At 47.5% G+C, this 13,170-nt stretch carries 11 protein-coding genes; 7 read left to right on the plus strand and 4 right to left on the minus strand.

Going from position 1 to position 13,170, the window contains the following annotated elements; genetic code table 11:
- Position 1: 1 nt before the first annotated feature.
- Together ABW391_RS06680 and ABW391_RS06685 are read right to left on the minus strand one after the other, a co-directional pair.
- Positions 2 to 574, minus strand: a complete 573-nt coding sequence (locus tag ABW391_RS06680; RefSeq protein WP_353481111.1) for a uracil-DNA glycosylase family protein — start codon at positions 572 to 574, stop codon at positions 2 to 4.
- A 174-nt stretch (positions 575 to 748) separates the two neighbouring features.
- Positions 749 to 2,299, minus strand: a complete 1,551-nt coding sequence (locus tag ABW391_RS06685; RefSeq protein ID WP_353481064.1) for a TolB family protein — start codon at positions 2,297 to 2,299, stop codon at positions 749 to 751.
- Positions 2,300 to 2,473: 174 nt separating this feature from the next.
- Here ABW391_RS06685 and ABW391_RS06690 point away from each other — a divergent pair, with 174 nt between their 5' ends.
- The gene (locus tag ABW391_RS06690) at positions 2,474 to 2,950 is read left to right on the plus strand and encodes an OsmC family protein (protein ID WP_353481065.1); all 477 of its coding nucleotides are present in this window, start codon (positions 2,474 to 2,476) and stop codon (positions 2,948 to 2,950) included.
- A 13-nt stretch (positions 2,951 to 2,963) separates the two neighbouring features.
- On the opposite strand, the gene ABW391_RS06695 is transcribed toward ABW391_RS06690, so the two are convergent.
- Complete coding sequence (locus tag ABW391_RS06695) at positions 2,964 to 3,911, minus strand: nitrilase family protein (RefSeq protein ID WP_353481066.1); 948 nt, start codon at positions 3,909 to 3,911, stop codon at positions 2,964 to 2,966.
- An 89-nt stretch (positions 3,912 to 4,000) separates the two neighbouring features.
- On the opposite strand from ABW391_RS06695, the gene ABW391_RS06700 reads away from it, so the two are divergent.
- A complete protein-coding gene (locus tag ABW391_RS06700; RefSeq protein WP_353481067.1) occupies positions 4,001 to 5,749 on the plus strand; it encodes a family 43 glycosylhydrolase in 1,749 nt (582 codons plus the stop codon).
- 294 nt (positions 5,750 to 6,043) lie between these two features.
- On the opposite strand, the gene porG is transcribed toward ABW391_RS06700, so the two are convergent.
- Positions 6,044 to 6,880 (minus strand): type IX secretion system protein PorG, encoded by an 837-nt coding sequence (gene porG, locus ABW391_RS06705; RefSeq protein WP_353481112.1) that lies wholly within the window; start codon positions 6,878 to 6,880, stop codon positions 6,044 to 6,046.
- Between the two features lie 297 nt (positions 6,881 to 7,177).
- On the opposite strand from porG, the gene ABW391_RS06710 reads away from it, so the two are divergent.
- From ABW391_RS06710 to ABW391_RS06730, 5 genes are all read left to right on the plus strand, one after another.
- Positions 7,178 to 7,840 carry a peptidylprolyl isomerase gene (locus ABW391_RS06710; protein WP_353481068.1) on the plus strand — a complete coding sequence of 221 codons (663 nt, stop codon included), beginning with the start codon at positions 7,178 to 7,180 and terminating at the stop codon, positions 7,838 to 7,840.
- Entirely contained in the window at positions 7,840 to 8,862 is a 1,023-nt protein-coding gene (locus ABW391_RS06715) for an acyltransferase family protein (RefSeq protein ID WP_353481069.1), read from the plus strand. Before ABW391_RS06710 ends, ABW391_RS06715 begins: the two co-directional genes overlap by 1 nt.
- Positions 8,863 to 8,997: 135 nt before the next feature.
- Positions 8,998 to 10,398, plus strand: coding sequence for a BamA/TamA family outer membrane protein (locus ABW391_RS06720; RefSeq protein ID WP_353481070.1), 1,401 nt, complete (start codon positions 8,998 to 9,000; stop codon positions 10,396 to 10,398).
- Positions 10,398 to 11,279, plus strand: coding sequence for an NAD kinase (locus ABW391_RS06725; protein ID WP_353481071.1), 882 nt, complete (start codon positions 10,398 to 10,400; stop codon positions 11,277 to 11,279). The genes ABW391_RS06720 and ABW391_RS06725 overlap by 1 nt, the downstream gene beginning before the upstream one ends.
- Before the next feature lie 24 nt (positions 11,280 to 11,303).
- Positions 11,304 to 13,103, plus strand: a complete 1,800-nt coding sequence (locus ABW391_RS06730; protein WP_353481072.1) for a M24 family metallopeptidase — start codon at positions 11,304 to 11,306, stop codon at positions 13,101 to 13,103.
- Positions 13,104 to 13,170: the final 67 nt, after the last annotated feature.

The following is a 13,170-nucleotide window of genomic DNA, read 5'->3' on the forward strand; positions in this document are numbered from 1 at the left end:
CCTAAACGATTTCCAATACCAGCGCTCGAAGAGCAGGCAGTACATCTAATGCAAACCAGGTATTTTTACTCATCCAAATCCGATTTCTCGGCGAGGGATGAGGCAATACCAGGTATTGAGGAAGATAAGTTTGCCAATTTTGCACCGTTTCGGTAAGGTTTTTACCTGTAGCGTTTCTAAGGTAATGATTTTGAGCATACTGCCCGATCAATAAGGTCAGACGCAGATTGGGCATATTTGCCAATAGACTATCGTGCCAAAGTGGCGCGCACTCTGGTCGGGGTGGCAAATCACCCGATTTTCCAGCGCCAGGATAGCAAAAACCCATCGGCATCAACGCAAAAATTTTGGGGTCATAAAACTGACTTTTTTCTACCCCGAGCCACCTACGCAATGCATCTCCACTGGGGTCGTTCCAGGGAATGCCTGTTTCAAACACCCGCCTCCCTGGAGCCTGCCCAATGATCAGGATTTGACTTTCGCTGCTGGCTTGTACAATCGGACGGCATCCATGGGGCAAACTTGCGGCGCAAACGCGACAGTCGTGAATCTCGGTTAAGATGGACTCCATGATGGTGGTTTTCTTTAGTGCAGTTCAGTGCGGTTAATTATGACCAGGCACCTAAAATATAAAAGTACCCCGTTTCAAAGACAATCTCCGAAACAGAGATAGCGCGAGAAATAATCTTGCATTGCTCGCTCTAAGTCCTAAAAAAACAGAGATAGCGCGAGCAATAACAATTTTTCATCATTTAACCCTTCCAGAATAGCTCACAAAGGAAATGTGTTTGCTATCTGGCGACCAGGAAGGTGTATTGATCGTACCCTGTCCGCCGTACAAGAAAGCAATGGTTTTTGGGAAGCCGCCACCGACGGGCATCAGTTTCAAACTCACCACTTTACAAGCCGGGTGATCCGATGGATTAATGTCGTCGGGGAAAGAGATATAGGCGATCCATTTGCCATCTGGCGAGATGTGAGGAAACCAGTTGTTGTACTGATCAAAGGTCAGTTGCTCATGGGCGCTTCCGTCGGGTTTCATTCGCCAAAGCTGCATGGTGCCCGATTGGCTGCCGTTGTAATAAATCCATTGCCCATCTGGTGAGCCTTCGGGGCCGTCAACGTGGCCAAACTTGAAATTGGTGAGCTGCGTTTCTACCCCACTATCAATATTGGCTTTGAATACATGGTAGGGAGAATTTCTGGCCGTATCCCGGCGGGCTACGTAGTACACTTCCTTGTTGTTGGCCGACCAGCCGTGCAGATACGAAGGCGTTTTTTCGGTGACCATTTTGGGGGTTCCACCAGCCAAGGGCAATACATATACGGTTGAGCCTCCGCCAAATAAACCTTGTCGATGGTGACTGATGCCCAACATTTTTCCATTGAAAGAAATGACGTGGTCATTGTTGTTTCGGTCGGCAAAATCGGTATTTACCTTGGTTGGTGCTTCAGAGCCATCTACCGGGATCGTCCAAATCGAGCCCTTGCTGTTGAAGAGCAATTTTTTGCCATCGGGCATCCAATTGGGTGCTTCAAACTTGACCGGACTTTCATACACCACTTTGCGGGTGCCTGAAAATACGTTCAAAACCTCCAAACGACTGCCAAGGGTATCCGTACCCCCAAAGTTGAAACTGGCTGGCATGGGGCGGTCAATCCGCACATTCCAAATCCGTACTTCTTCTGCTACATCCGCATTGTGGGAACACACAAACAGGCCGACGTAAGGATTGTCACTCAAGTTTTCCATGGTTATCGATCCGTAAGATTGCAAAGGTTCGCCCCAATTGGCGATGCGCATGGTGTATTGATTGCCTTTGCGCTCCAGTTGAATAGTGCGTACTTTTCTTTTTGGAAAAAACTGTTCGTCCTGAGGGTCGCGCATGAAGGCGCCACGCAAAGAGCGCCACTGTGCGGTGGTAAGTCCATCGCCGCCGTGATGGGTTGCGGTAAAATGAGCAGCGTCATCTTGCAGGGATTCGCGCACCATCCAGCCAAATTTTCGGTGCACATCTACCCCAGCCTTGGGAAATTCAAAATCAGCGGTGGCAATGAAATCGCCTTTGATGCGGCTGGTCAGGTAATGAAATTCGTCGCGGTTGAACCAGAGGTTGTATCCAGCACCAGTGAGCGTGTATTCCTGGGTAGTTGGGTCGTAGATCGAGCTTCCAGCAATTTTGGGTTTGCCAACGTCAACAGCTTCATCAAAAATTCCGATTTTGGAGGATTGGGCAGGTAGCGTCAGCATGATGCAACAACAGATTAATGTTGAAAAAATGGACAATGATCGTTTCATGTCTAATGTTTTTGTTTGTTGATAGTGAACCAGGTAAGCAAATCTAAAGATTTTAGTTGGAAGGTATATCAAGAAAAAAGGATTGCCCAAAATAAGCAAGTGGATCAACCCATCCTGGTTGAATTTTGTATACTTTGAGCAGGTTTTTTAACCCATTTCCAAGTTTCTTTATCTATGCAAGGACACCACACCTACAGCCTAACCGTAACCTGGACCGGAAATACCGGCCAAGGCACCAGTGGCTACCGCCAATACGAGCGCAGCCATACCGTGTCCGTTGAAAACAAAGCCGATATTTTGGGCTCTTCTGACCCAGCTTTTCGGGGCGACAAAACCCGGCACAACCCCGAAGAACTCTTCGTGGCTTCCCTCTCTACCTGTCACATGCTCTGGTATTTGCACCTTTGCGCAGAAAATGGCATCGTGGTTACGGATTATGTTGATTACGCCACTGGGACAATGCAAGAAACAGCCGATGGCGGCGGGCATTTCACGGAAGTGATTTTACACCCGCTTGTAACGGTAACGGAAGCTTCCATGTGCGAACAAGCCATCGTCTTGCATCACCGGGCCAATCAACTGTGTTTTATTGCCAATTCCTGCAATTTCCCCGTGCAGCACCTGCCTGAATGCAACGTAGAGACGAAGTAGAATTGATTAAAGATTATTCGTGCAACCAGATTACCTTCTGCTCCGATTGATGCTCCTGTGCCAGGATTTTTCCATACAATTCTGGTTTGCGGGCTTTGATGTACCGCGATCCGCCTGCCTGGGTCAATTTTTCAGGGGTCAATACTGCGGTAACGAAATCGTCTCCCAGTGTTCGACATTCAGCAATCACATCACCAAATGGATCGATGATCATGGAGCACCCGTTTTTCAATTGGTCATCATCCATGCCGATTGCGTTGGAAAATACAGCATAAATGGCGTTGTCGTAGGCGCGGGCAGGAAGCCATTTCATCAACCAATCGCGTCCTTTCATGCCATCAAATTCCAGGCGAAGTGAAGTTGGATCAGCTTCGCGGTTTCCCCAAAGCGCGGGGTCAACAAAGCCTGCTCCCGGACGGGTGGAAGGGGTGCACATCGTTACATGGGGCATAAAAATAATATCAGCTCCCAGCAGCTTGGTGGCGCGCACGTTTTCGATGACGTTGTTGTCGTAACAGATCAAAATGCCACATTTCCAGCCGTAAAGATCGAACACACAATACTCAGTGCCGGGACTCAAGTGAGGATTGATGAAGGGGTGAATTTTGCGAAATTTGGCCAGCAATCCGTTTTTGTCCACACAAACGTAAGCTTTGAACAAATTGTCATGCTCGTCTTTTTCAAAAAGCCCGGCCAGGATGGCGACGTCAAATTGTTGGGCAATGCGGGTCAGTTCCTGGATGCTTGGCCCTGCGGGAATACACTCGGCCACTTCCAGCATCTGAATCTTAGAAAGTTGCCGGGCAAACGTATAGCCCGTGATGGAACATTCGTGAAAGGCGATCACTTTTGCCCCTTCTCTAGCTGCTTTTTCGGCGAGTTTTTCAATGACCGAAAGGTTGTAAGCTTTATCTCCACTTTTGTGTTCGAATTGGGCGCTGGCGATTTTTAGGTTTTGCATGGCGATTTTTTAAAGGAACCCTAAATCTGTTGGTTGATTATTTCGGTAAAAGTATATTTTTATGGCTCGCAGTCCAAAAACAAAACCGAATGAAAATCAGCCAATTTTTCCTCTGCACCTGCATCGTTTTGCTTTCCTGGAGCCCAACGCTGAGTGCCCAGCGTACTTACTGCAACCCCATCAACATTGACTATGGCTACACACCTATCCCCAACTTTTCGGAATGGGGCCGTCACCGCGCCACTGCCGATCCGGTGATAGTGAATTACAAAGGCGACTACTACCTTTTTTCAACCAACCAATGGGGCTATTGGTGGAGCAGTGACATGCTCAAGTGGAACTTCATTCCCCGCCATTTCCTCCGCCCTGAGCACAAGGTATACGACGACCTTTGTGCCCCCGCGGTAGGCATCATCGGCGATACCATGCTGGTGTTTGGTTCAACCTATGGCCGCGATTTTCCCATTTGGATGAGTACCGATCCCAAGCACGACAAGTGGTCGGAAGCCGTGCACAAATTTGACATCGGCGGCTGGGATCCCGCTTTTTTCACCGACGACGATGGCCGACTCTATGTGTACAATGGCTCCAGCAATGCTTTTCCGCTCAAGGGGGTTGAGCTAAACCGCAAAACCCTGCAACCAATGGGCACGCGCACCGAGCTTTACGTATTGCGCCCCGAACGTTTCGGCTGGCAGCGCTTCGGCGAACACATGGACAATACCTTCCTCAACCCCTTTATGGAGGGCGCCTGGATGACCAAACACAACGGCAAATATTACCTGCAATACGGCGCTCCTGGCACCGAGTTCAGCGGCTATGCTGACGGGGTCATCGTATCAAACACCCCTTTGACCGACAACTGGACTAACCAAAGCGACCCTTTGTCTTTCAAGCCCGGTGGTTTCGCACGCGGGGCAGGGCACGGTGCAACTTTTCAGGACAATTGGCAGAATTACTGGCACGTATCCACCATCGTGGTGGCGGTAAAGAACAACTTTGAACGCCGCATCGGCATCTGGCCTGCTGGTTTTGACCAAAATGATGTGATGTACTGCAACACCGCCTTTGGCGATTATCCGCATTATTTACCCGAAGGGAAGGCCGATCACCTGAAAAGCCGCTTTACGGGCTGGATGTTGCTCAACTACCAAAAACCGGTGCGGGTTTCTTCCACACTAGGTGCTCATTTCGCCAATTTTGCGGTAGATGAAAGCATTAAAACTTACTGGTCGGCGGCAAGCAATGCAGCTGGAGAGTGGCTGGAAACGGATTTAGGAGAAGTATCGACCATCCGCGCCGTTCAAATCAACTATGCCGATCAGGATGCTGATGTATTGGGTAAAAACAGCGGCGTGGCGCACCAGTACATCCTGTACCATTCCAAAGACGGCAAAAAATGGGAAATTCTGGCTGATAAAAGCCAAAACACCACCGATGTGCCACATGATTACATCGAACTGGCGCAACCCATTGAAGCTCGCTATGTGAAAATCGAAAACCGCAAAATGCCCAGCGGAAAATTTGCACTCAGCGGCCTGCGGATCTTTGGTGAAGGCAAAGGCAGTATTCCGCCAGCCCCCAAGCAATTCTTTGTGCTGCGTACTGAGCTGGACAAGCGCTCCGCTTGGATCAAATGGTCGCCCGTAGACAATGCCTACGCCTACAACATCTATTACGGCACTGCGCCAGATAAGCTCTACAATTGCATCATGGTACACGATGCGAATGAGTATTGGTTCAAAGGCATGGACAATCAGAAGGCGTATTATTTCAGCATTGAGAGCGTAAATGAGAATGGGGTATCGGCAAGGACGGAGTTGAGTAAAGTGGAGTGATTTTTAAAACTATATTTTTTATTTTTAAAAATTAAAAACTATACTTATGAAACAAAACCCAAAGAAGATGAATACTACCCACGCTATTGAAATTGAAGGAAGGAGAACTTGTACATGATTCAGTATGTGCAAAATTTGCACACACTGCCGATGATGGTAAAATATATCAGATGGATTTTTATAATTTGGATGTTATCATATCCATTGGCTACCGCGTAAAAAAACCAAGCGATTAAGTAACTCCCATCACCCGCATTAAATCAAACCCACTTTCCCATTCGTTCTTCGAAGCCATTACGGCTTCGGACAAGCCAGATTTCCGAAATACCGCACGATGCCGATTTGGATAAAAACCATATTGTCTTTGTTGCTGCTGTTGCCTCTTTGGGCGCCTTTTTTACCCAATTGGCTGCTGTCTACGCCAGGAATCATGATGGATCGGTCTGAAAGCGCCGCCGCAACTTCGCCACGGGTACGCAACAGTTCTTTTTTCCCCGGATAAACAGTACTTACATCGTCGATGTAATCGGTAAAAGCGGCGCGGGCGCCTACTTCCAGGTTTAGGCTCCAGGTTTTGCTGACGTCGATTTTAAAGCCGCCGCCATACACAAAACTGCCGCTTACCCCGTAGTATTCATCCCCTTTGAATTGCCCTTCGGTGCCCAACTCGCGCAAGTTGTAGCGTGTAGCGTCCAGTTCCGCTGTCGGGTTATAGGAAAATGCGGAGAAACCAGTGAACATGTACGGCGTAAAAAACTCAGAGCGGCTGCCGTGTACGTAGGGTAAGAAATTAATCTCAAATTGGCCACTCACGTCAATAATTTCAGAACGAAAACTCAGGTTGCGCGCCTTTTCAAAAGGATTGGTCGATTTTGCGTCGTCGCCACTTACCACAGCATACCCACCGCCCATTTTGAAGCAGATTCGGTTGTTGAAGTTGTACCGGGCAATTATTCCTCCGGCAGGACGAGGATCGCTCAGGTTGTAGCTGGTGTTCAGATCACCGAAATAATAGGCTGTACCCAGCCATGCTCCGGCCTCCCATCCTTTTTGCGCCCAGCTTTGTACCAAAAAAAGGCCAAAGAATCCCACTAAAATCAATCGAAGCAACAAATTTCCGCTCAAAATCATCGTACGCACAGTCTTGAATTTTGCATTAGGGGCGTTAAAAAAATAAGTGTTCATTTTGCCATAGGATTAGATAAGTAAACGGTTCATTTCAAGTGTCTTATCTAATTCTATGGCTCAAGAAAAATGAACACTTATTTTTGCCCCACTACTTAGAAACGATAAAAGAAGGCGTAAAGGTACGATGGCTAAAGATTTTTTTATCCGCTTCTTCTCTTAGTAGGTACAGTTATAGGCATTTGGCGGTACAAATGGCTATCTTTGCAGCACAAAAGGTGATTTGCCTTCAAGAATAAATTAATGAGAGCAGTACTTATTACGATTGGTTTGGCCAGCCTTTGCTTGTGGTCTTGCCAAAATCAGCAACTCGAAATCCCTCAGGATCAGGTTGCCGCAGTGTTGGGCCAGTATGCCAAAGAAAACCAGGAGACAGCGGTTGTGCTTCACACCGATTATGGAGATGTGGAACTTCGACTGTTCAAGGAGACTCCCCTTCACCGCGCCAATTTTGTGCGGATGATCAAAGCAGGCTACTACAAGAAAAGCCATTTTTACCGCATCATCAGCAGTTTTATGGTACAGGGAGGAAGTGAAACAAAAATTAACTTCAAGTACGTCATTCCCAATGAAACTAGCCCCGATCGCATCCATAAATATGGGGCACTGGCGATGGCGCATTACGATGAAGGCAATCCCAACAACAACTCTTCGCCAACCGAGTTTTACATTGTGCGGGGTCGGCGTTTTCTGAATGAAGACCTCGATGAACTCAGGGATAAATATCCACCAGAGCAACTTAAGATTCTTGAAACCCTGGGCGGAGCGCCCAATCTGGATGGAAAGTATACCGTCTTTGGGGAAGTGACCAAAGGAATGGAGATCATTGAAAAAATATCCGAAGTGCGTACCCACGGCGAAGATGAGCCTGAGCAGAAGATTCGCTTTTCGGTGGAGCTGAAATAATGCCACAATCCACAACCACCCTTATCCCGTCGGATAAAAATGCCAATATTTCCATCATCGAGTTGCTGCGCGGGCTTGCGGCTACGGTAGTGTGTATCTTTCATTTTACCAATGGCAATCATGACTTTATTTCCGATCAGAATTGGATCAAAATCATCGCCAGCAAAGGTTGGTTAGGGGTAGAGATTTTCTTTGTCATTTCGGGATTCATCATCCCGTATTCTATGGCCCGGAGCAATTACCAGCTGCGTCACTTTCCAGTGTTTTTGATCAAGCGTTGGGCGCGGATCGATCCACCTTACTTGTTGAGCATTGTATTTGTACTCATGTTGAATGCCCTGGCGGGGCTTTGGCTGGTTGCATCGCCTCCTTTTAACCTCCAGCGGGTGTTTTTGCATTTGGGGTACCTGATCCCGTTTTTTCCACCCAATCAATGGTTGAATGGGGTGTATTGGACGCTGGCCATCGAGTTTCAGTACTACTTTCTAGTGAGTTTGTTTTATCCCCTACTTTTCCATCGCTTAGGCATTTATTTTTGGTTGCTGGTGTTGGGGCTATTGGGCATTGCTGCTTTTCCGAGTCATCCGGCATTTTTTTTCGATTACAGCATGTTTTTTATCCTGGGTTTTGGCCTTTTTCGACGCTTCGAAAACCGCATGGGGCAGGTCGAATTTTTCATTTTTTCGGCAATTGTCTTTTGGGTCATCCAGGATAAGTTCAGTTGGCAATACGTTATTGCAGGATTTGTCCCCTGGTTTTTAATCGCTTTTTTGCCGGGTTTACATTTCAAACCCCTACGTTGGTTGGGTATGATTTCGTATTCTTTGTACTTGATCCATTTGCCGTTGGGCAAAAAGATCATTCCTTTGCTGGCGCGGTACGTTGAAGGAGATTTGCAGCGACTGATGGTTTTAGTTTTGTTGTTTGGCTTTACGCTACTACTGGCGCATGGTTTTTATTTGCTGATCGAACGTCCGGCAATGCGCTGGTCAAAGTATTTCAAATACGGCAAAAGAAATTAGCGCGTATTAAAATGACATACTGTCTAATTCATAAAGTTTTGCAGCGGACCAATCTTGCTCATTTTTCTTCTGGACTTTGGTAAAATATCGTATTTTACCCCTCATTAGTTTGAGGGCAAATTCCAACTTAAAAGTATGCGGTTTTTATGGTCACTTTGTTTCTGGTTGTATTGTACCGGAGCCATCGCGCAGGAAGCGTATGTGGTGGTGGACAGTATTGCCATTGAGGGCCATCGTCGTACCAATGCCCAGGTCATCTTGCGGGAGTTGCCGTTTCAAATTGGAGATACCATTCTGCTCGAAAACTTGAAGGAACGTCTTGAGTGGGGCAAGCAGCAGGTACTCAATACCGGAATGTTTCGGGAAGGCCACATCAGCCATTCCAATAGTGTAAACAACCCCAACCACATCCGCATCGATTTGCACCTTGCTGAAAGCTGGTACATCTACCCAACGCCTTATTTTGAACTGGCCGACCGTAATTTCAACGTTTGGTGGTTTGATCAAAACCGTTCTCTGGATCGCATCATTTATGGGATGGATTTTGTACACCGCAATTTTTCGGGCAATCGGGATCGGTTTCAGATCAAATTCACCAATGGATATACCCGCAATTATTCGCTGAGTTACCGCTTGCCGTTTATCAACCGCAAAAAAACGTTTGGCATCGATGCTGGGGTTTCTTTTGCTCAAAATCGGGAGATCAATTATTCCACCAAAGACAACCGGCAACAGTTTTTTAAAGACGAAGGGCAATTTGCCTACCAGCGCTTCCGTTCGCGCTTTTCGCTTGTTTACCGGCCCAAATTGCGCGAACAACACGAGTTCAAACTCAGTTTCGAACAAAATCGCATAGCCGATTACGTTGCCAAAGACCTCAACCCTGATTTTTTTCTGCAAGGACGCAGTCTTCAACGGTACTTGTCGCTTGCTTATTACTACACCTTCGATTCCCGCGATTGTCGGCCCTATCCACTCAGTGGGCAATTTTTTTCTGCTGCCCTGGAAAAACACGGTTTGGGTATGGTGTCCAACGACCGCAACTCTTTTACTTTTTCCAGTCGATATGGACAGTTTCTACCCCTAAGCGATCGCTGGTATTTTTCGTTTATTGGGCGCACAAAATTTTCCTTTATTCGCTCCCAACAGCCTTACAATGACAACCGCGCCATTGGATATTCCGACAATGACCTGGTGGGGTATGAGTATTACGTCATCGATGGACTGGACATGGGCATCATCAATACCAGCTTCCGTTTTAAAATAGCAGAAAAACGGGTGAATTTCGGTAAAATCATCCCGATAGAACGCATGCGGGTATTGCCATTTAAGTTATATTTGGCGATAAATAATGACATTGGCTACGTCAACAGTCCTTTTGATTTTGGAGACAATTCTTTTACCAATCGGATGCTGTGGGGCAAAGGAATTGGTTTGGATGCGGTATTCTTTTTCGACAAGATTTTCAAAATCGAATACAGCTTTAACCACCTGTGGCAGCCGGGTGTTTTCTTTCATTTCAACATGAATATTTGATGCGGGTTGTAGTTTACGCCTATGTGCTGAAAGACATTGATGTGCCACACATTCAACTTCTATTTGATGCGTTACACGAAGAAAACATCTCCGTATACGTCTACGGGCCATTTCTGGATCTGATGAAAGGCAAAATCAAATTTCAAAAAGACGTGGGCGAGTTTGATGGCTTCATCGATCTTACCCTCAAAAAATTTGACTTTGTAATTGCCTTGGGCGGTGACGGTACAATCCTGAGTGCCGTTACGCACGTACGCGAATCGGGCGTTCCTATCCTGGGCATCAACCTCGGTCGATTGGGTTTTTTGGCCAGCATCGAGAAAAAGCGCATTCGCGATGCGGTGCAATTATTGGCCAAAGGGCGGTATTCCATTGAGGAACGCGGCCTCTTGTACCTCGAAAGCAACATGCCTTTATTTGGAGATACCCGTTTTGCCCTCAACGATTTTACCATCCTCAAGCGCGATACTTCTTCGATGATCACGATCCATACCTACATCAATGGCTCGTACCTCAATACTTACTGGGCAGATGGGATTATTGTGGCCACCCCTACCGGATCAACGGGATATTCCTTGAGTTGCGGTGGGCCGATCATCTTTCCCAATTCTGACAATTTTGTGATCACTCCGGTAGCCACCCACAACTTGAACGTACGCCCGGTGGTGATCTCCGATGATTCGATCATTTCGTTTGATGTAGAAGGCCGCGCCGAAAATTTTCTTTGCACCCTCGATTCTCGTTTCGAAACCATCACTTCGGCGCATCAATTGGCGGTACGCAAAAATGATTTTTCTATCAAACTGGTGCAACTGCACGATTACGGATTCATGGATACGATGCGCGATAAATTGGCTTGGGGGCAAGATTCGCGTAATTAGTTCAGACTTACAATCTTTGCACATATGTCATCCTCGTCTATCGAAGCCTTAAAAGCCTTGCGCCTTGTCCTACAACACCAGGGGCTGGCTGCTTACATCATACCCAGCAACGATCCGCATCAAAGTGAGTACGCACCCGCACATTGGAAGTTGCTCGAGTGGATTTCCGGTTTTACAGGTTCTGCGGGTACTGTGGTCATCACGGCTACGGAAGCGCAGGTTTGGACGGATGGGCGCTATTTTTTGCAGGCAGAAAAAGAACTACAAGATAGCCCCTTTCAACTCAAAAAACAGCAGGTGGCCAATGCTCCCGAGCACATTGAGTGGTTGGCTGAAAACCTGCCCGCAGGCTCGGTAGTAGGCTGCGATGGGCAATTGTTTAGCATTCAACAGGTACGGCACATTGAAAAAAGATTTGAAGCCAAGGGAATTGAACTAGATGCGCAATTGGATCTCTTGGGCCCGCTTTGGCCAGAGAGACCTGCCCTACCCCAAGCCCTGGTTTTTGAGCAGGACATGTACTTTGCTGGCGTAAGCCGGGCAGATAAGTTGCGCGACATCAGGGTGGAAATGAAGCAGCAAAAATCTGCCTACCACCTGGTTTGTACCCTCGAAGACATCGCCTGGGTACTCAATCTGCGCGGCAATGACGTCCCTTTCAACCCGGTATTTGTTGCTTACTTGATCATCGGAAAAAGCGAAGCCTGGTTGTTTGTTGATTCTACGAAAATACCTCAAACCCTGTACGAGCAATTGCAGCAAGATGGTGTTCGTTTAATGCCTTATTCTACCATCGAGTTTTTTTGCAGTACTTTGTCAGACCGACAATCGATCCTGATTGATCCAGGCACCTGTAGCTTACAACTCTATTACCAACTGGATCATCTCCGCATCAAAGAGGGCGAGCACTTGATCCGCAATCGCAAAGCCCTTAAAAACCACGCCGAGCAATACCACCTGAAAACAGCCATGCGCAAGGACGGCGTTGCCCTGGTGCGGGCATTTCGTTGGCTGGAAGCCGCACTACAACAGGAAGATACTTACCCAAGCGAATACGATTTTGCCCAAAAAATAGCTGCCTGCCGTACCAAGCAAGCTGATTATTTCAGCGAGAGTTTTTCGGCCATCGTCGGGTACAATGCCAATGGAGCCATCATTCATTACCGGCCTAACCCGGAAGATGCTGCCCTAATTCAACCGCAGGGTATGCTCTTGGTAGACTCTGGCGGGCAGTACCTGGATGGCACCACAGACATTACCCGAACTATCGCACTGAGCGAACCTTCTGCACAACAACGTTTGCATTTCACATTGGTATTGAAAGGCATGATTGCCCTAAGTCGGGCCATTTTCCCACAGGGAACCGTCGGCATCCAACTGGACGCACTGGCTCGCCAACACTTGTGGCAACACCAATTGAATTACAACCACGGAACTGGCCACGGGGTTGGGGCCTTTTTGAGTGTGCACGAGCCACCACAGGGTTTTGCCAGTAACCTTTCCACCAGTCGGGGTACCACAGCTCTGCTGCCTGGGCATCTTTGTTCCAACGAACCTGGCTGTTATTTGCCTGGAGAATACGGGATCCGCATCGAAAACCTTATTTTATGCGCCGCTCAGACTCCTGAGGAATCCAGCGATTTTTTGCATTTTGAAACCCTTACCCTTTTCCCGATTGATGTGAAGTTGATTGACCAAAGTTTGCTCGATGCGGCTGAAATCCAGTGGTTGAATGATTACCACCAAAAGGTATTCCGCGAGCTGAGTCCCCTGCTCGAAGGAGCCGAGCTGCAATGGTTGGAGGAAAAGTGCCAGGCGATTTAAAAAAAAATGGCTCTGCGGGAATCTTTTCCCCGCGTTCGCAGTTACTACCCCGAATCAACTTTAATAA

Origin of the sequence: Haliscomenobacter sp., assembly GCF_040403615.1 — a bacterium.
Classification (GTDB): Bacteria; Bacteroidota; Bacteroidia; order Chitinophagales; family Saprospiraceae; genus Haliscomenobacter.